Consider the following 19,622-nt stretch of genomic DNA (forward strand, 5'->3'; position numbering starts at 1 on the left):
CTTTCTCAGTATAGGGAAGGCCATTGTCAGCACAAGGGTGGTGTGAAGATTCTACCGGCGACGTATACATAAAGGGACGATCGTTGAGGCCCCGATTGTGACACTCGAGTTCGACCCACCCATACACCGCGTGACCTGGAGCAGCCAGACGGACTTGAGCGTCCAGAGATACAATGCAACGACGAAAATTCTTAATCGGTACCGGAAGCACAGCAATCGGAGCCAGCGCGATCATCGGGTCAGGCGCGTTCAGTCGAGTGGAGGCGGACCGGTCGCTCACCGTCGCGGCCGCCGACGACCCCGACGCCTACCTTGGACTCGTCCCGTTGGATACTCCGAACAGCAACGCCTACGTCGAACTCGACGCAAACGGGCACCTCGAGATAGACATCGCCACGAACGAGAACGATGGAGAGGGAGTCAACTCCAACTCGATTACCTGGTTCGACGGCATGTTCGAAATCTGTAATCAGGGAACAGCCGACGCCGACGTCTATATCGAAGACATAGCAGGTCTCGGTGAAGATCCCGGTGAAGTCAGTTTCTACACGGGCACTGGTGCCGGGGACGGCGACGCCGGCCTTGACTTCATCGTTGGCGAAACGGAATCTATCAACATCGCAGTCGGTACGTGTGAAGAGATCGGTGTTCGTGTGAACTCCGCGGAAGAACAGTCCGACCCGGTCTTCGACGACGACGTCACCATCATCGCTGACTCGCCGGATGCCGGTGAACCGGAGAACGGTAACGGCTGATCCTATCGGCAACCGTTTTTCTGACGATCTCAAATTCATCCCTTTAGGATACTTGGCTTCACGCTTCGAGAGAACGCTGATTCTCGCAGGATCGATCGTTATTCAGTACTCATCGAACCGATATTTGCGTTCACGATGAGTGTGTCGATGATCTCGGTCTCTTCGCCGTGATCTGTCGTGTCGACGAAAATGTCCGTGGTGATCGATTCTCCAACGGATATCGTAACCGGCTCGTCAGCGTCCGTCAGGTCAGTCTCGGTCTCGGCGTCGGTGAACGCGATCGATTCCGGGTTCTCACCGTCTGGCTCGAGCCAGACGTCGACGGGTTGTGTTCCGTTGTTGGTTATGACGAAGACATCGTCCAGCTCTGTCACACCCTCAGGGTTCACCGTATCGATGAAGAGTCGGAACGCCCCCGTCGTTTCGTTGGTGGTGGCGTACTCGCCGTTCGGATCGTCCGATGGGGCGAGCCCAAGGTAGGCTGTTCCATCACCTGTCTGTTGGACGGTCGTCGCACGTCCGGTGGTGACCCTAGAAAGTGCGCTCGAGCCGATGACGCCGAGTATCGCGATGGCGACACTACCGATTCCGAGTGTGAATGATCGTCGTTTCATTAGGTATTTCCCTTGGTTTGTTCAGGACGGACAATCGATATTGAGCCCTTGGGCAACTTTCGAGGCCTCGATTGCCGTCGATGTCCCCGATGCCTGGACGCAAAACGTGACGTTGGCGGCTCCCTGTCCAGGAGCGCGGCCGCTGCAACCGACGGTGACGCTTCCTTGACCATTCGGCTGCAGTTCGGAAGGGTGTTGAACGACCTCGATCGACTCTGGATCGACGCCTCCGACGTCTTCGATCTCCACGTCGAGTTCAACTGGCTCGGGTGAGTTATTCTTGAGGTCGAGGATGATCTCCCCCTCACCGTTCTCGATTGGGGTACCATTGTACTCATCTTCGATACCAATGGTGGCCTCCGCTGCCGGAGCGACCTGCACGATCGCCTCTCGACCCCCCGTGAACGCGCTATACCCGGCCGTCGACAAGATGAATCCGATGCCGCCAATGAGGATAAGTCCGATAGCGATTCGTCCAATCATCCTTTCTTAAAAGCGAGCGGATAGTTCACTACAGACGATTTAATGTGATGCATCACTTCGTCCAGTAACTGACTTTCCACTAAACATGAGTATTCACTTCCTACCCTATAGAAAGAGACTCAGTACCTCACAAATCAGCCTCAGCTAACTGTAGCTGAAGCGTGATTTGTGAGGTACTGAGCCTTGTTTATATGAAGATCCCAACCCGTTCTTTCAGACAATCTGAAAACTGAACACTGCTTTTGTGCAGGTTTACAATGATGTGCTCTGTAGGATCGCTAGACAGCGTCGCTACGACTGCGTTATCTCGGTAGAAAGCGAAGAGACGGAATGTTGTGACTTCGGAATTCCGTCTCTTCACCCGTAATTCGGTGCGAAAGCTAAAGCAGTTGTCGCTGATCCCGACGAACCCGCCGACCCCGAAGGGGGTGGCGGGTTCGCCGAGTGGGCGATGCTGACACTTCAGGCACTGCGGATTGAACTTGGAAAATCCTACCGCCAGACGATCGGTCTCCTCAGTGAAATGCCCGGCATTCTCGAGGAAATCGGGCTCACGCGACTCCCCCATTTCACGGTACTTCGTGACTGGTTCGAGACCATCTCGATGGAGACCTATCGTGCGTTTCTCGGCGAATCAGCTGAGAAACGCACTGGCCACGCAGCGGTCGATTCAACTGGCTTTGACCGTGATCAGCCATCCCGTCACTACGCACAACGAGCACACTATCGCGTTCGCTCGCTCAAAGTCACTGCGCTCGTTGACGTAAAAACGAGGTACGTCTTCGACGTTCACTGTACCACGACGAAGAAACACGATGCGAAGATCGGGCCGCAGGTCGCGCGGCGAAACGCCGCGGACCTGCGGTCACTGGCTGCTGACCGTGGCTACGACGGGAAACCGTTCCGCGACGAACTTCGTGGCGACGGCATTCGTCCGTTGATCAAGCATCGGATCTACTCCTCGCTTGATCGAGCGCATAACGCCCGAATGAGTAGCCGCTGGTACAACCGCCGCTGGATGGTTGAGACTGTCTTCTCGTCAATCAAGCGCACGCTCGGCTCCGCCGTGCGTGCGCGAAGCTGCCAGCTCGAATTCCGGGAGATAGTGCTGAAGTGTGCCGTCTACAATCTTCGTCGAACGGTAAGATATCCGTAGAACCGACCGCTGTGTATCGGTTTTCACCGGATAGCAGAGTGAGTGAAAACGCCGAAATCAAGCCTCGTCTAGCGACCCTACGAAGCACAGAATTTAAATGCGGAACGGTGTTCGGTTGCTTGTCAACCCCCTGCGAAAGCTAATAACCCTCAAAGAGAAACATGAATTCGAATGTTGGATGTGATTTTGGATACTAACTACTGGATCACACTCAAGGAAAACCAGGACATCCTTTCTAGATTCAAACAGTCGAAGCTAAGACATGGATTCAATGTTCTATTCACTCGGCCGAATTTCGTCGATCTTGCCAAATGGGATCAGCAAGACAGACTAAGCGATATTATAGCCGAAATCACCGACACGTACGTTGTTGTTGAAGACTATAATTCCGATGAATATCTTTACTCGGACGACCCTTTGCTAATCCCTCCGCCCGAAATCCGCGACGCCCTCAAGGAACACACGCTGGACTTCAGGGCGGCAAAAACACTGAGATTCTTATTCCGTTCGATGGAGCAAAACCCTGATGAAGGATTTCCGGACTTATCACGCGCGCTTAGTGACATCCACAAAGAAGGCGGAGAGAGTTATTTGAAGATGGCTGCGTTCTGGCGATATATCGAACGGAAGGACGATCGGGCGCGAGTTGAGTTGAGCGATGCCTCAAAACTCGGCTACGTTAGAAGGCAGCTTACGGTGGAGCACGCAAAGCAGATTCAACCAAATGAAAACATCGAAACACAGGATTATGTAGACCTGGAGATTTGCGCCTACGCTATCTATGCATCTGATGTGTTTGTCGGTGAAAAGAAATGGATCAACCAGGAAATCATTCCAAACGTGTGTGCAGGAATTGAGGACGAGGACGGACCAATATTAATGAAATCTCTTGACGAGTTCTTTGCCGGGTTCCCTGTCGTGTGAAGACCCGATCTCGCGAACTTATCAACGAGTGTGTCATAGTCATCTTCTCTTTCAGGAGTCTACCAGGTTCAGAGATGTATTTTCAACGAAAGAGACGTCGGATTGATCCGGATACAGGTGTTGGCTCGATTTGCAGTAGCTGAGCGGTGTTTTCAAACAGTTCTTCGTTGATTGCCGCCTCCAACTGGTTCAAATCATATTCTGTGACGTACTGCTGGACTCCGTCCTTCATCTCCTGATAATCTTTAGTGTACCACAACAGCGCGTGGAGGTCTGCCGCATCCTTCACTCGTTTATGACTCTTATCTCGGTCAGGTAACGACCGAATCTTCATCGCCGCCAGAAGCTCGGGAGCCACAATAAAAACGTCCGCCGGTGCTTCCCAAGACACGTATTCAGACAACGGCACTCCCACACCACCCTCAAACACAGGTTTTAACAAGGTCTCTGCGGGTGGTGTAAAGCCATACTGCTCTCTAAAACTATCTAACTCCGTAGTATCCGGTATCACGTCGATGTATACCTGGAAGACTTCATGCATCCCATACTCCTTGGCCTCGCTCTCAGAGATTCGCTCTCCAGTTTCTCGATCAAAATTCTGGACGAACCCGAACCGGCTCTTCTCGTACCCTAACTCCTCAATACCTGCTAACGTTTTCCCAACACCGGTATCATCGTACTCTTCTGCCGTCCAATCCGGCTCAACATGGATTCCAAGATCGATGTCACGGGAACCGATGTAGCCACGTCCATGCTCACGTTGAAATCCTTGATTTACGTGTAGATGGACCGCCCAACCTCCAAGAAGACAGACCGGCGGCTCCGCAACCCTGAAAACGGCCTGAAGCTCCTCCTCAGAAAGCTCCGTAACCTGCGGCACATAGTACTGACGCACCATTTCTGTCAGGCCTCACCGTGGAAGTTTTGAATCAGTTTTTCAGCGGCTTCTCTGCATGGTCCTCCCTCATCCAATAGATCTAGGATCAGTTGTGGAATCGAGACTGTAGAGAAATCATCCGCGGTTTTTCCGTTATAGAATACGTGTTCATCCAAGACTCGTACCCGGGTGTTTCCGCCTCCTAACAGGCCTTTCTCTTCGATAATATTCAGCCAGTCATTGGTCTGATCAGGGGAGATATAGAAGTCAGTGGTTGATGCGAACAGGAAGCCTTGATGCAGGTTTTCGGCTTGATATGTTGTTAACGCGTACTTCAAACCCGTGTCTTCCAGTAGCTGCATTGGCTGTTGAAGCGAGACCTCTAATTGACTGGGCTTGATCCGGGTTCGTTGCCACTCTCGATACAACTCCTCAACTTCCACGACTTCGGTATCCTGTATCAGGCCTTGGTTTTCGAGTTTGTCCGTGTATTGTCGTGTCCAGGGTTCTGATGCGCCGGAAAGTTTGGCTATTCGGTATTTTGTTAATTTTCCGTCTGCGTGGTTCAAGAGGACTCTGATTATCCGTTCTTTGTTGAATCCGCGTTCTCTGTCCGGTTTCTCCAGCAGCACCATAGTACATTGGTTAACTCCTATGCTTATATACCTAACCAACGCATTGGCAAAGACTCCATTATATATACTCGGCCAATGCATTGGTAGCCTACAGTATATAAATAGCTAAGCAACCCATTGGCAAAAGAATCACTTATAATCTCAACCAACCCCTCGCCAAAAGTTCTGTACCAAGAATAACCCGAAAGAACGGGGAAAGAGAGCCTAGGCCGGGATTTGAACCCGGGCTCTCGTCCTTACCAAGGATTTTTTCGAGATCGCCTCAAACCGGCCACTTCACGGCCACTATCGCCGGTTCTCGACCTGACTCGTACCTTCTCATCCCGAAATAACTACACGGACCTATAAGTAAGCGATGATACACTCTCGGGAGCCACAGGAACACGTACCGGATAACACCGCGCAGACCCAGCTCTGGCTACCAACCGCTACACACTCACGATCGACTCACTATCTGGGAGCGGGTTCAGCTCAGAAACCGGTACTTGGTAGTTGTAGTGGCCGAACTTCGACTTCTTTGGATCTCTGTCGAGGACCATCTCTTTCGTTGCCGCTCCCAAGAACGTCACCGTAGTGTCCTGCAGATGTGCAAGGACGTAGTAATCGGAGTTGACGCGCGATTTCTTCACTGGTAAGGCGTACGGCTCCTTCTGACTCGTCTTTATGTCAACTGTTCTCTCAATCCCCTCGATTGAGATCTCAAAATCAACACCCTCGTCTGACCACCCTAAGACCTCAGTATTGATTTGCAGATCAGCGTAGATCGCGAACGCCATCTCACCCATCAGCCCAATCATATGCCGGCTCTCAGGATCTACGCCCCAAGTGTTCGACTGGTTGTCCCAGTCCTCGTACTCTTCGAATGACTGGTTTCGTTCCTTTGCCTTCTTACGAACCAACCGAGCATATCGGGGCGGTACTTCGATAGTGACTGTCATTCGTGAACCTCAGTCCCCGTTCGGAAGCTGGTGAGTTCGTCGATACGGCCTTCCAGATCTTCGATCTCCTGGCGTAGCTCTTCGGCCTCCTCACCCTCAGTCGCCGCGAGTTGCTCCTTGAGGCCCTGGAGTCGCGTCTCTTTGACTTCCTCGTCAACCTCTGCCTTGCGGACGTACTCACTCTCCTCGATGTCGTAGACGTCCCTCTCGGATAACTCCGTGACCTTTAACGCGTCGTCGACCTTGCTCCGGTCGATACCCGTCACCCGTTCGCGATCGACGCCCGCGTTCTCCAGCTTTGCCAGTACCTCTTCCTCGTCTTTCAACGACCGATTCCGACGAGTCGTGCGCTGGACCGAACCAAAGGGGCCGCTCACGGGCCGGTCGTGATGAAGGCGGTTCAGCAGTACGCCAGCCACGTCCTGGCGGAGATCGTTAGCGTTGCGCTGGACATCCGAGAGGAGGGTGTAGAGGTTCACCAGCGCGTTCGTCTCCATCTCCGACAGTGTGGTCACGTCATGGCGCTCAAGAGCGTCTACGAGCAACAGCGCGTCCGCATACACGTCCAGGTCCGGCTCCGACCGTTCGTCGGTATCTCTGGTGAGTTCGGCGTCGAGAAGCTGGCTGGAGGTCGGGCCGTCCTTCTCGATGATCAGGCCTGCGTCCTCGTCGATCTCGAACCGTGGGTGGAGACTCAGCACCGCAGGGTACGGATCTGCGTCAGCTGGAAGTCGATCAAGCTCGAAGCCGCCATGCCCGTCGCTGATGCGCCGATATAACGTCTCGAACTGGTCGCGCTGGAGTGGTCGTTTCTCGTCTCTGTCCTCGAAGTCGATGATGACACGTTGCTCCTGCACGTCGGTGACCCGAAATCGCTTGTGCGAGAGTGGGGTGATCAGCGTCGCTCCCTCGGGAAGATCGTCGAGTTCGTCGAGGAGCGTGTGCCACGAGACGCTGAACGTCATATCAGCGAAGAGGTGGTCAGGGGCTAAAACCGTGAGGGACTTCTCGGAGCGATCGAAGCCGAGGCCGACGCCTCTGTTGGCAGGTGCTTTTTCTCTCTCCCTATCAAATGGGTGATGTGGTCACGCAACAGTAATGATGTCCCAGCTAGAAGTATCGCCCCAACGAGTACATCTTATGTCGGAACAGCAAAGATTCGTCGAGGAATCCACCCCCACGGAAGCCCTGGTTTTCTACAGACCTATCAAGGTCGATACGCGTGGTATTCCAAAGCTGGACGCTACGCGGATCCCTCAGGCCGCCGAAGTAGACAAGCTTCTAAGCCATATTAAGGTAGACAAGCTGAAGTACCCGACCAGTCTCAAGGACGCGGAGATGGGCGAGGTTGCTTTCGACTACGCCGTCGATATTGTAGGATCCGGGGCGGACAAGGAGACGAACGTCAAGCTCTTTCTCGCCAACTTTTGTGACTCTCTCCAATCCAAGCAGCGAACGAAAGACAAGTACGCGATGTTAGTCTGTTATGAAACCGACTTCCTGCTCGCACACGTCAAAGCAGAACGTGGGATGTCGATTCAAGAAGAAAGTGGCGACGTAGAACTGGTCCGCCGATTTCTCGACGTCGACAACATCCTCAGCGCCGCCTACTTCGAGGACTTGGAAGACGACATTAAGTTCTCACACTTCACTGACACGGACTCTGGTTCGTTCCGTGACTTCCTCGGTGTCTCCGAGAAACGGTTCAACTACCGTCGGAAGAACATCCAGATCATCTGCCACTACGAGGGCAAGAGCGGTATCGAGTGCAAGTTCGAGTTCAGTAATGATCAAATGGAAGAACGGTGGCTCCAGCAGGGATCGCTTGAGTTCTTCAATGGGAAGTTCAAGCTCTCAAACGGACACTCACACAACATCAAGGAAATCCGGTGGGGGCGTGACTCCTACGAGACGCCGCAGAGCTTCATGAGCGAGTTCAAAGAGTACAGCTACGAACTCGACGGACAGGCTCGCCGATACAACGATCTGAAGCGGCTTCCCGGGAACGATGTTCCCTCGGCCTACAGTGACGACGTGACCCTGACCGATTACAAAAGCGAAGTCATCATCGAGGGCGAGGACGGTGAGCCAGAAGTCCAGCCAAAGGGAGAGGTCCCTGACCATATCCACGTGATGTATGCAAACAACTCGATCGCGTTGAGTGCCGACTTTGCAGGTGACATCTTCCGTGACCTAATCGACACCGCCGATTTTTCTCTTTACCATCCGTCGGAGTCGTTCGCATCAGAGGAGTTCAAACTCAACGGACTCTCGCTTCTCAACATCGACAAGGCTGAAATCGCCTCGGAAAGAGCCTCGTTGCTCGCAACTACCCACAATCACTTAGACAACGCCACGGGGCAGACAGTTCGCCGCTGTCTCGGGTTCGTCTTCCTCCACGTACTCGCTGAATCTGACTGTGTCAGTGTCGGATTCAAGAACGGTATCAAGGAGCTCATCAACCTGAACCACGGAGCAACCCGTCAACACGACGTTGTGACGACGAAGGAGCAGGAGGGTGATGGGTTGATTGAATACAAGGACAAGGACGACCTCAGCAAAGAGGACACCGCAGCTAGCATCGTCGAGAACATAGAGAAAGAGGGTCGAAACTATGATGAGAAGCTGTTCTTGTGGGGAGTCGATGAGGACACTCGTCGTATCGACGGGTTACGTAAGCAGAAGTGGGGGGACGACCGCGTGTCTGGTGTTCAGCGCCACGTACTTGAGCGGTTGGCCGACCGAGACGTGGAATACACTGACTTCGAGTTACTAAACCTCCCGATCGGTGACGAGCAGGAGCGGTGTATCATCGTTGGCATTCTTCACTAGCAGCACCCGTCAATATTCAAGTGGTTGGTGGTGAAAACTATGCTTCGCCTATGCAGCTACTCGCGCGTACTGCACTGTAGCGGATACGTCTACTCTGGAAGTTCGCTGATTGGAACCCACTCTCCATCATCGTCTTGGTACTCCCACCAGTCCCATCCGCTGTATCCGTAGGGATCGTTGCGAGAGTCCGCACCTCGGTGTCGCCGATCAGCTTCTCGGGCGGCTCCTGACGGTGTGCGCGTCGTGAAGTCAGAATCGTCCGGCCCGGTATCACCAGGGACATCAATCCGCTCACCTTGGACGTGGGCTGTCACGACGTCGTCCTCGTACTCTCCGCTCTTGTAGACATGGCGGAGCGTCGTACCGTTGTCCAGTTGCCCGAGCTTCGGATTCAGCCACCAAGGCATTTCTTCTCCCATCGTTATCCCTCCGCGAGTACGGTGATCGGTTCCCAGTCACCATCCTCGGTTTCGTACTCCCACCAAGTCCAGCCGTTGTATCCCTCGCCGCGAGCGTCATCGTCGCGAAGCTTTTTGTCGGCTATCCGTGCGGCTCCGGTGGGGCTTCGCGTCTCCTGCGTATCACCCTCGACGGACAACCGGCCACCTTGCACGGTGGCCTCGACCGTTTCGCCGCTGTACTCGCCGCGCTGGTATCGATGTCGGACCACGGTACCATCCGGCAACTGACTCAATGCGGAATCCTCTGCTTCCGTCTCCTGGCTGTTGTGCGTCGTCTCTCGGTTGTCTCGATCTTCGAGCGCCGCCTCTTCATCTATGTGTGCGAGCACGCGAGCGAGCACGTCATTCCACGATTCGTCTCGGTTTCCGTAGCGACCGAGGTCTCTGTAGAGGTCTTCGTCTACCTTGATAGTTCGCGCCATACTGTACTATCATTAGCCCGACCACATAAACCTTATCCTGTCCTTGGTTACTAAGCAAATTCTGATGGAGACTCCGTTTACGCTCGGTGCTGAATCTCCATAAGAACGACCAGAGGCTTCATCGGGCCGGAAAGAGATTACCCGCTATGGACATCGGGCTCGTGAGCTGTACCAAGAGCAAACGCGAGCAGGCTGCAAAGCCCGCTGACCTCTACATGCCGTCGACGTTCTTCCAGAAGGCGCGTGAGTACGTCGAAGCCAACCACGACCGCTGGTATGTCCTTTCAGCCAAACACCATCTACTCGATCCTGCTGGCCCGCCTATCGAACCTTACGACGACACCCTGTCTGGTGCGCCGGTTGCCCGAAAACGTGAGTGGGCTGAAACCGTGTACGGCCAGCTCGAAGACGAGGGTTTACTCGACGAAGGCAATCGTCTCGTTTTCCACGCAGGGCGCAACTACTACTCCGAACTCATCCCGCTACTGGACGATACCCCGGTAGACATCGAAACCCCGACTGATGGCCTCCAGTTCGGTGAGTCGCTCGCGTGGTACAACGAACACCTGTGAAAATCCCGAGCGATTTTGTGTGCTACCTCCGAACGGAGTGGTATGTCGCGTCATTCGGATCTCGATAGACTATACGACCTTCTCAACCGTCTCGAAACAAACGTCGGTGGCAAGCAACGACTCAAGGACTGCACGGGATACATGGATTGGCCGGATCGCGGCGTGTATTTCTTTTTCGCTGAGGATGAGACGCGAGACGCAGCTGATCAGCTTCGGCTCACCCGGATCGGCACACATGCGGTGTCCTCGGGATCGGGTACATCGTTGTGGAACCGACTACGGACACACCGCGGAGCGAACAGCGGGACCTACGAAGACGGCGGAAATCATCGGGGTTCGGTCTTCCGTAAGCGTGTCGGCGAGGCTCTGATCGAACGAGACGGTCTTCGCGACGAGTATCCACACTGGGGTGATGGCTCCAGTGCGAATCGAGAACGTCGCCTCGCAGAGTTAGAACACGAACGTCGCGTGAGTGAGTACATCCGTGACCTCCCGTTCCTGTGGATCCACGTCGACGACGAGCCCAGCCCGCAGAGTGACCGTTCCTATATCGAACGCAACGCAATCGCTCTCGTCAGCAACTACCGGAAGGACTCCCTCGACCCTCGGAGTGGCGGTTGGCTGGGGCGTGACAGTCCCCGTAGCGAGATCAGCGACTCGGGTCTATGGAACATCAACCACGTCGGAGAAGAGTACGACACGGCGTTTCTGGACCGGTTGGCTGATGCCGTAGCGGATACCTCTGCCCTCTGAGTTAACTGTGACCTAGGGGTGCCCTGGCCGTCGTAGCGTCTGCCGGGTAGCTGTTGGCATGAACCGCGTAGAGATGACTCTCAACCCGTTGCGGATGGAGGATTGAGGGTTACGTCATTCAGCCGGAGGCCGACATACGCGCTGAGCGCCAGGATGACCGGAGGCGCTACGCCGGTGGTTGCAAACACGACGCTTAGACAGCCGGAGATTATGAGTTCCTTCGTCATTTGTCTGAGGTATTTTAGGATGCGGTTCTCCGATCCGCCGTTATCCCCTCATGAGGATTCGAACCTCGAAATCCAGGGTCCACACCCGCTGTCCTCAGACGCGTCGGTGTTAACAAACCGTAGGAGTTCAACCGATAAAAGATCTCGTCCCGGAAAGAGTAGTTAACGACCGTGGTGTCGGTACATCCCCTCGCTCCAGCTGAGCGTCCAAGAGAGCGCGATCAGTGCTGCGATTAGCAGGTTGAACAGGACGTTCAGAACATCACCAGCTGTGTAAGGCGGGAGAATGGGGAGAACAATCGACACCCAAGCCTCGACAAAGTACGGAAGCGTCTCAAAGTTCTGTGGTTGACGGCTCAACAACCCGATATTGATTACCAGTAGCTGTAGTGCGGTGTTGACTGTCCCGCCAGCACCGTACAGGAATCCAAATCGGGCGATGAAAGTCCGAATGAAATACTTTTCTGATCCTTGATACATCGTATCCTTCCCTATGTGCTGAACGTAACCTGGGACATCAACTGTGGTCGATCATTTTCCTCCTCGTCTTCTTCGGGTGCAACGACCATCCAGCAGATCAGCTTGACCTCATCTTCCTGAATCGGTGGGAGTGGATCAGGTGCCTCGAACGGCTGGAGACCCAGATCTTCGACTTTCTCGACGAGTTGACGGGACTTCTCGACCGGAGCAAGCGAATCGTCCTCGTATATCTCCCGTAGCTCGCGCTCGTACCGACGACCCCACGGAGCCTCGACGGCCTCGACCGTCTCCTGAAGCTCATCTTGGGTCATGTCGTCCGGCCAGTTCTCCCGTAGGTGCTGGGCGACCTCGCGGAACAGCCGCCGGATGTCGGGCTGCACGTTCAACGGGTCGGTCTGCTCTTGCCACTGCTTGTAGATGTCTGACCGCGCCGTTTCCCACGCATCGTACACGCGGTCACGCATCGAGTCTGGAAGCGTTCGCTCCGTCTCCTCGGTACACTCGATCCGCTTGAGACAAGTGAGCGTGTCTTGGACGATCTCGTCGTCTTCCTCGTCCATCTCCTCGGGGAGGAACCGCATGAACACCTCCTCGCCAATCCGGGCGCAAAAGAAGTAGCCCGGCGTGTCACCCTCGAAGCCAGAGCCCGCCGCCCACGGAAGCGACGTGACCTGGTCTTCTCGCGTCTCCAGCCCTTTGCGAAGTTCCTGACGGTACTCTTCACCGGAGTAGGCGGCCGCAGTTCCGCCGCCTTCCTCGTAGAAGTCCCTGTCCTCCTCCTGGATCGAGCCGATGTCCGCGACGCGCTCCGCGAAGTTCTGGTTCAGCGTCTCCATGTCAGGGATCACGCCGCCGCTTACGCCGATCGATCGAGCCGCCTGCGTGAGCTTCTGGCGGACTCGGTGTTCCAGCTCAAGGAGATCGTCAAGGCGGTCCTCGGGGAAGAACGTGAACGGGAAGATCTTCGAATGCGGCGAGTTTACGCGGTCGATACGTCCGTTCCGCTGGACGACACGCATCGGATTCCACGGAAGATCGTAGTTGATGACGGTACGTGCCTCTTGGAGATTGACACCCTGGGCGAGCACGTCCGTCGAAATCAGGATGTCGAACTCGTCAGTCGCATCCGGGGGTGCGTCACCGGAGTTCGGCGCGAATCCGTGAACCGCTTTCTCTCGCGTCACGCCGTACTTCGATCCGTCACCACTGACGGCTGCGATTCGATCCTCGTAACAGGATAGTTCTTCGCTATCCTCGACGGCTTCTTCCAGATACTCGTAGATCCAGTCGACGGTGTCCTCATAGTACGAGAACAGCAGTACCTTGCGGTTGCGACGGAAGGCCGACTCAACACTCTCGTCGTCGACGCCTTCCGACTGGGCGTCCTCACGCGCCTCTGTGACGACATCTTGAAGTGCATTCCGTAGAGCGTGGAGTTTCTCGTCGTCGTCGCGTTCAACTTCGCGTGCGCCGTCACGCCAGCGTTCGAGGATCTCGACGTCATTCTCTAGGTCGGCACGGAGTTGTCCCGGGTCGGCGTTGACGGCGCTAAGCGGGATATGGCCGTCTGAGACGTCACCAAGGGTCTCGTCGAACGCCTCGTCGCTATCCATCTCCACCCACTCATCAATCGCCTCTGGGTCGGGGAAGCGGTCTTCTTCCATAAGCCGGAGGGCGGCGCGATTTTGCGTCACCATCCGGTCGAGCGTGTTGGCAAAGGCGTGACTCGACGACTCAAACCGCTTGAGCAGTCCCGTCCGTAGCAGGCCAACGAGGGAGAGCTCTGAGCCGTCCTCCTCGCCTTCGAGATAGTACGACGGTCGGTAGCGGGCCAGCGTCAGCTCGGACTCGTCATGATCGCCTGCGGCCAGTCCACGGGCAACGTCCTCGAAGTATGCGTCCCCGAAGGTGTCGGAGAATGTGTAGTCAACGCGCCGGGGGTTGGGGTCGGGGAAGTTGATCCGAACCGAGCCGCCCTCGCCATCAGGCATTGTCGCATTCTCGTAATGATTCTTGATGAACCGACGAGTCCGCCGGACGGTCGTCTCGTCGAGGACGTCGAACAGCATGTCGGGACTCAGGTCGGACGGGTCCTCTGACTGGGCCGTCTTGAACCGCTCGCGGAGCGACCGGATACCCTCGTTGGCGAACGTCGCGTCGTTTTTGATAAAGTAGTTGAGCAGGTAGTACAGGTCCCAGAGCGAGTTGTTCACGGGTGTCGCCGTGAGCATCACTACGTCCTTCGGTGGGTCGCCACGCAGGAGCGTGCGAAGTGCGTGGGACTGCTGAGTTCCGGGGTTGCGGAACGCGTGGGCCTCGTCGATGACAACCAGCTGGTACTCGTCGACGTCGAGGTTCAGTACGTTGAGGTCGCCGCCGAGTTGCCGATCCCGCCGGAGTTCAGCGTACGACACCGTCTCGAACTGCACACCCCACTCCGGTGCTTTCTGCGTCCACATCCCATCTCGAAGGTACGCGGGTGCGACGACAAGTGCGCGCTGTCGGTTCTGCTGGACGTACTGGCGGAGGAGCTCGCCCGCGATGTAGGTCTTCCCGAGGCCGACCTCGTCGGCAATGATGACGCCACGGTGATCCTCAAGGAAACGGTTCGCTCGCCTGACGGCGTCTTGCTGGAAGTTCGTGAGGTTGATACCGCCGTCTTCGTCTTTCTCCTCTTCCAGCTCCTCGCCGTACCGCTCGTACAGGACACGTAGGTAGATCAGGTATGGATCGTAGGGTTCGAACCGCTCCTCGTACAGTGCAGCGAGGTCGAACTCCTCGCTCTCGGCCCAGAGGTCGTCGAACCAGTCCTGGACCTCACCCGTAACGTGGGGGTCGTACGCGCCGATGTTCAGCTCCAGATTTGAGTTCAGGCCCGCGCCGGTGAAGTTTGACGAGCCCGCGATGACGCCCTGGTGGTCCGAGAAAAGATACGCCTTTCCGTGGATGAACCGGTCCTCGTGGCGGCGGACTTCGACGCTGTCGCTCCGGAGGAAGTTGACCAGCTCTTGGAGGTTTTCGTCGACTTCACGAGAGAACCCGAGTAGGTCTCGATCACGTTTGAGGTTGAAGTCGAGGGACTGGAGGGACTCGTTGATCTGCTTCTGATTGTACTGCTCGTCACGGGGCTCGCCGGGTTGTCGCCAGCGTTCCGTGCCCTCGTTGCTTGGTTGGGCACCGACCAAGAGCCGCACCTGGTCGACGTGTTCGAGGCCATCGGAAACCGAGAAGTACCCACGCGGATTGAAGTAGCCCGTAACGATGTCGAGGTCGGGATTGTCCGCGAGCGTGTTGTCGAGGTCCGTGAGGTAGTCGTTAATCGCGGTCGAGAGCGTGTTGCCGTCCCGGTTGTCGACGAACTGCGGTTGCTCAGTCATCGCTTCGTGTCCCCGCCTCTCGTTCCTCCTCACGGTTAGCGTGATCGAGGTCGAGTTTGTCAGCCCAACTCGTGTAGTAGTCGAGTACACGGTCTAACCGTTCCTCGTGGTCCCAGCCGTCGTGGAAGGTCTCGAAGAGGACCTCGACATGTTCACGGGAGAGCCCGTAGAGGTGCGCAACGACGGCGTCAAGTTCGTAGGTCTTGTCCTGCTTTTCCTCCTCGCCAAGAGGACCATAGTCGACACCAACTGCATCAGCCCAGTCTGAGTAGCGTTCATCAACTGCGGCCAGTCGTGCGGCCAGCTCTATTGCACGGTCTCTAAGTATACCATTAACGCGGGGAACGGGGAACGTCTTCATTAGACTCTTCGTAACGTTTGCCTCAACAAATCTGCGGGCATACCAATCGAAGGGGATCGAACTTAGAATCCCTAGCAGGTAGGCTTCATCACGTTCATCTCCTTTAGGCCAGATGAAGTACCAGGAGTGGTGGGTGAGTGGCGTCTTCGGTGGAATAAGTGAGGAGATGACCGTGCGAGTATCTGTACTTCTCCCGATTTGTCTGTAGGCTATGCGTGGATGCAGACAGGGGAGGGTTTCGATGTCCTCTATCCACGCTTCAGACATCTCTGTGAATGGCGAACGCCAATGACCATACGAGCTTTGTCTATCCTCCTGAAGATACTCTTTAATGAGGTCAGGCTCAGCCCAGGCGTATCTCACTCCGGTATCTGGTTCCCAGAGGTTGTAAGATCCGCCTTTGTATATCGGCCAATAGCTCTCTGGCGGATCATCAATAAAGTGCATCAGGGTGGTTCCGTCATCCTTTTTCTTGTCCTGCGTAGCATCCAGTTCTCGTACGAGCAGGGCACGCCAACCAAAGTCGTCGTTTTCCGTGTCAAGAGGTGGAGAACGCGCCATTTTTTCAAGTGTCTTTACAGAATCTGGATTAGTGGGTAACATCGGGAACGCACTCTTTGCCCACCGTCTTACCACATCTAAGGGGAATGAATGAGGATCTCTTCGCTCTTCATAGGCTTCTGGCGAAGAGTAAGGACCGCGAAGTGGGAACTCAGTATCTGGACCGGGAGCAGTTTTTTCGATACTCCAGAGTGCGATTGTATACTGTGGATGAACATTTTCGAAAACCCATCCGCGGTTGTTTGTGAGTAGTGTGAGATCGCTTCCAGTCCCTTCGTCAACAACTCGGAGACGGAATTCCTCCATTTTTGGTCCTAATAAAGCCGCACGAGGTAGCACTACGCCAAGGTGACCACCGGTATTGACTAAGTCCCAGAATCGCCACCCAAAGCCAGCATATAGATCTGGATCGCTTCCTCCGATAGGATATGGACCATTGATCAGGATTGACGACCGCACAGACTCTTCTGTACGTTTCCTTTCAAGTTCTTCAACGAGATCTGGTCGTTCTTCCTCAAGTTCATCAATACGTTTTTCGACCTCAGTTTGGGTTGTTTCGTATAATCCCGGATAATACATTTTCCAGAAGGTGTCACGTTCCACCTTTGTCTTCTCCCAGGGTGGGTTTCCGACAACAACATCAAATCCGGATCCATCCCCATCGAACACTTCCGGGAAGGCGGCGGGGAAATGAAGAGGCTCAGTCGATTCTAATGCCGCTTGAGCCAGCGTGTAGCTTTCATGATCAGTCACATCTATTTCTGTATTCGAAACAGGCGATGTGTCAATATCATCATCAATACGTGACGCAGCCAAAATATCAAAACGCGCCCGAACCTGCTCCATCTTGTTCTCAATCTCTGCACGGGTCTCACGGGCTTCCTGTACCTGCTCGGCACTGGCATCAGCAAAGCTACCGAGTTCGTCGATGTCATCTCGGATCTCGTTCATCACGCTTTGACCACCAGCAAACATCCCCAACGAGGACTGCTCGACATCGAGAATTTCCGTGACTTCATCAAGAGTGCCGATTCCGGCCAACGAATCCCCAGTTACGAGGTTGTAGTCGAGGAACGTCAGCGGAAGCCCTGGAACGAACGTGTGTACCCAGATAGACAGCCGGGCGAGTTCGGTCGACAACGGGTTGAGATCGACGCCATAGATACACCGTCGGGCGACCTGACGCCGTAGAAGCTGTCCACGTTCGACTGGCGGCGCGTACTCTTCGTCCTCGAACGCCTCAAGTGCCGCGTCCTCTAGATTATCAAGTTCGTCCTCGACGGGCGACAGCGGGTTCTCAGTCAGGTATGCGTAGAGGCGCGACTCGATGCGGTCAACAGCCCCAACAAGAAAATGTCCCGACCCCATCGCGATGTCAGAGACACGGAGGTCGAAGAACGCATCCGCGGCCGCGTGCTCGCCTTCTTCTTCGCGGAGCCGGTCGATCCGGTCAAGGTGATCGTCCAGCGCAGGTTCAAGCGAGTGGTCGAGAAGGTGCTCGACGAAACGGGATTTCGTGTAGTACGTTCCCGTCGCCTTTCGCTCGCCGGACTGACCGTGGAGGTAAACCTCGCCTTCGTCGACAATGACTTCCTCGTCACCGAGCGTCTGCTGTCCGTCCGAGTCGACCGGGACGTAGTGCCCCTCGTCATCGGTGGTGAGCGGCTGTTCCGCCAGCGACAGCTCGGATTCAAGAAGTCCCTCGTAGATCACGCCGAACTCCCTCACACCGATGTTGCGGAAGTCGACCGGCCCCTGATACCCGTCGCCCGTCTCGTCAATAAGTAGCTTCGCCAGCACCGGACCGAACTCGGCGTTATTGAGTCGGATGTCCGCCAGCTTCGCGCCCGCCTCGGAGATGTTCTCATCCTCGGAGAGCAGGCGGCCGTCGTAGGCTGGAAGCCCCAGCTCGTCATGGCCGTGGTGGATGGCCCGCGAGAGGTGCATCACATCGTCCCAGTGGTCGTAGAACGCGGCATCGAAGTCGCCGTCGTCCTCGATGAAGCCATGGAGATCGTGGGCCTTCTGCTTCAGCGAGTTCCGGTCGTACCGCTCGTTGCGCCGTCGCGGAAGGAACTCCTCGTCTTCGGCGTAAGCGATGAACAGCAGCCGGTAGAGCAACACGAGCGTCATCTCGTAGGTCTCGTCCAACTGCTCTTTCGTAGGGTCGTCGAGGTCGCGGGCACGGGCAATAGCCTCCGCGAGGTCCGGGACGACATCGTCGTAGATGCGCTCACGGAGCCGTTCTCCGAGATCAGCCGCGTAATCCTTCGACCGCTCCATGATGTCGTGAAGCGTTCCGTCTTCACGGAGGGCGTTCGCGGAGAACAGCAGCCAGAGATAGGCGGCTTTCTCGTCCGCAAGTAGGCTGGTGTTCACCTCGACGTAGGTGTCCGTCCGACCGCGCGAGCCGAATCCAGCGTCAGGATTCGTCGTGTACAGCCGCAGAGTGTCACCGCTGCTCCCGATGACGTATTCGAGGTTGCGCTTGTCGGCCTCGTTGAGCGCGTAGGCTACCGGCGACTGGCCCACGAACCGTTCCTGCGTGTGGTCGAATGACTCATCTTCCTGGAGGAACATCGCTACGGCGCGTTCGTGGCCGTCGCTCGTGTCCTTGAGCACGTAACTCTGGTCGGTGAGCTGGTCGATCTCGTAGTTGAGACCCTTGATCAGCTCGCGTGGGTCGTCGTCGATTGCCTGCTTGGCTCGTTCGGTAGCCTCTTCCCAGTCGTCGCGTTCGGGGACGCCGACCTTTAGCTCGTGTGTCGAAAGGAGGCCCTGATTCCGTAGCCCGGTTAGTTCCTCGTCAAGCTGCGGGAGCATCTCAGTGAGGAACCGCTGGGCCGCGTGTCGGTCAGGCTCGTCGAGAGCGGTGTCACAGACGCGATCTGCTTGTCCACGGTCGACATCCCGGTAGACTGGTGGTTCTTCGCCACTCGGCCCACACAGCCCCGCGTAGCCGTCGTAGAGGGCAACAACGAGAATCGGGTTTACTCGCCCGCCACGTCGATCTTTGTACGCCTTCTGGAGAAACTCTTTGGTCGGTCGTTCGCCGTGATCGACGACAACGACCTCCAGCGCACTTGATCCGTTTCCCTGGTAGAACTCGAAATCGCCTCCAGCCGGATCGTCAGCCCATGGACGGCCAGAGCGTGATTCGAGAAAGTCCGAAGCCATATCAACGGACTTGGAAG

The 19,622-nt window shown here is 55.7% G+C and carries 17 protein-coding genes and 1 pseudogene; 6 read left to right on the forward strand and 12 right to left on the reverse strand.

Translation table 11 applies throughout. The features are described 5' to 3' along the window. Positions 1-173 precede the first annotated feature (173 nt). Positions 174-755: a DUF1102 domain-containing protein gene (locus tag EA462_RS10435; protein ID WP_124178519.1), complete on the forward strand. Its 582-nt coding sequence runs from the start codon at positions 174-176 to the stop codon at positions 753-755. Between the two features lie 98 nt (positions 756-853). Here the strand turns inward: EA462_RS10435 and EA462_RS10440 are convergent, their stop codons facing one another. Together EA462_RS10440 and EA462_RS10445 are read right to left on the reverse strand one after the other, a co-directional pair. Then, complete coding sequence (locus EA462_RS10440) at positions 854-1,369, reverse strand: hypothetical protein (RefSeq protein WP_124178520.1); 516 nt, start codon at positions 1,367-1,369, stop codon at positions 854-856. 21 nt (positions 1,370-1,390) lie between these two features. Further along, a complete protein-coding gene (locus EA462_RS10445) occupies positions 1,391-1,852 on the reverse strand; it encodes a hypothetical protein (RefSeq protein WP_124178521.1) in 462 nt (153 codons plus the stop codon). Between the two features lie 335 nt (positions 1,853-2,187). On the opposite strand from EA462_RS10445, the pseudogene EA462_RS10450 reads away from it, so the two are divergent. Next, positions 2,188-3,008, forward strand: a pseudogene (locus tag EA462_RS10450) (IS5 family transposase). 180 nt (positions 3,009-3,188) lie between these two features. Beyond that, entirely contained in the window at positions 3,189-3,932 is a 744-nt protein-coding gene (locus EA462_RS10455) for a hypothetical protein (protein WP_165872043.1), read from the forward strand. 82 nt (positions 3,933-4,014) lie between these two features. On the opposite strand, the gene EA462_RS10460 is transcribed toward EA462_RS10455, so the two are convergent. The 4 genes from EA462_RS10460 to EA462_RS10475 all read right to left on the reverse strand — a co-directional run bounded on the left by EA462_RS10460 (position 4,015) and on the right by EA462_RS10475 (position 7,347). Then, positions 4,015-4,830, reverse strand: a complete 816-nt coding sequence (locus EA462_RS10460) for a nucleotidyl transferase AbiEii/AbiGii toxin family protein (protein ID WP_124178523.1) — start codon at positions 4,828-4,830, stop codon at positions 4,015-4,017. Positions 4,831-4,835: 5 nt separating this feature from the next. Further along, a complete protein-coding gene (locus EA462_RS10465) occupies positions 4,836-5,444 on the reverse strand; it encodes a hypothetical protein (protein ID WP_124178524.1) in 609 nt (202 codons plus the stop codon). Positions 5,445-5,872: 428 nt separating this feature from the next. Beyond that, on the reverse strand, positions 5,873-6,382 hold the full coding sequence (locus tag EA462_RS10470) for a hypothetical protein (protein ID WP_124178525.1): 510 nt from the start codon (positions 6,380-6,382) through the stop codon (positions 5,873-5,875). Then, on the reverse strand, positions 6,379-7,347 hold the full coding sequence (locus EA462_RS10475) for a hypothetical protein (RefSeq protein WP_124178526.1): 969 nt from the start codon (positions 7,345-7,347) through the stop codon (positions 6,379-6,381). Before EA462_RS10475 ends, EA462_RS10470 begins: the two co-directional genes overlap by 4 nt. A gap of 175 nt (positions 7,348-7,522) precedes the next feature. Between EA462_RS10475 and EA462_RS10480 the strand changes: the two genes are divergently transcribed. Further along, on the forward strand, positions 7,523-9,214 hold the full coding sequence (locus EA462_RS10480) for a hypothetical protein (protein WP_124178527.1): 1,692 nt from the start codon (positions 7,523-7,525) through the stop codon (positions 9,212-9,214). 89 nt (positions 9,215-9,303) lie between these two features. On the opposite strand, the gene EA462_RS10485 is transcribed toward EA462_RS10480, so the two are convergent. Together EA462_RS10485 and EA462_RS10490 are read right to left on the reverse strand one after the other, a co-directional pair. Further along, complete coding sequence (locus tag EA462_RS10485; protein WP_124178528.1) at positions 9,304-9,633, reverse strand: hypothetical protein; 330 nt, start codon at positions 9,631-9,633, stop codon at positions 9,304-9,306. A 2-nt stretch (positions 9,634-9,635) separates the two neighbouring features. Next, positions 9,636-10,097: a hypothetical protein gene (locus EA462_RS10490; RefSeq protein WP_124178529.1), complete on the reverse strand. Its 462-nt coding sequence runs from the start codon at positions 10,095-10,097 to the stop codon at positions 9,636-9,638. 146 nt (positions 10,098-10,243) lie between these two features. Here EA462_RS10490 and EA462_RS10495 point away from each other — a divergent pair, with 146 nt between their 5' ends. Continuing rightward, on the forward strand, positions 10,244-10,669 hold the full coding sequence (locus tag EA462_RS10495; protein WP_124178530.1) for a DUF6884 domain-containing protein: 426 nt from the start codon (positions 10,244-10,246) through the stop codon (positions 10,667-10,669). Between the two features lie 42 nt (positions 10,670-10,711). Continuing rightward, positions 10,712-11,422: a hypothetical protein gene (locus EA462_RS10500; RefSeq protein WP_124178531.1), complete on the forward strand. Its 711-nt coding sequence runs from the start codon at positions 10,712-10,714 to the stop codon at positions 11,420-11,422. Between the two features lie 80 nt (positions 11,423-11,502). On the opposite strand, the gene EA462_RS17290 is transcribed toward EA462_RS10500, so the two are convergent. The 4 genes from EA462_RS17290 to EA462_RS17560 form a co-directional block, all read right to left on the reverse strand. Then, positions 11,503-11,649, reverse strand: coding sequence for a hypothetical protein (locus EA462_RS17290; protein ID WP_165872044.1), 147 nt, complete (start codon positions 11,647-11,649; stop codon positions 11,503-11,505). Positions 11,650-11,811: 162 nt separating this feature from the next. Next, a complete protein-coding gene (locus tag EA462_RS10505) occupies positions 11,812-12,129 on the reverse strand; it encodes a hypothetical protein (RefSeq protein ID WP_124178532.1) in 318 nt (105 codons plus the stop codon). 11 nt (positions 12,130-12,140) lie between these two features. Then, the gene (locus tag EA462_RS10510) at positions 12,141-15,506 is read right to left on the reverse strand and encodes a helicase-related protein (RefSeq protein ID WP_124178533.1); all 3,366 of its coding nucleotides are present in this window, start codon (positions 15,504-15,506) and stop codon (positions 12,141-12,143) included. Continuing rightward, positions 15,499-19,605 (reverse strand): Eco57I restriction-modification methylase domain-containing protein, encoded by a 4,107-nt coding sequence (locus tag EA462_RS17560; RefSeq protein ID WP_124178534.1) that lies wholly within the window; start codon positions 19,603-19,605, stop codon positions 15,499-15,501. Before EA462_RS17560 ends, EA462_RS10510 begins: the two co-directional genes overlap by 8 nt. Positions 19,606-19,622 lie beyond the last annotated feature (17 nt).

It is taken from the genome of Natrarchaeobius halalkaliphilus, assembly GCF_003841485.1.
In the GTDB taxonomy this organism is placed as follows: domain Archaea; phylum Halobacteriota; class Halobacteria; order Halobacteriales; family Natrialbaceae; genus Natrarchaeobius; species Natrarchaeobius halalkaliphilus.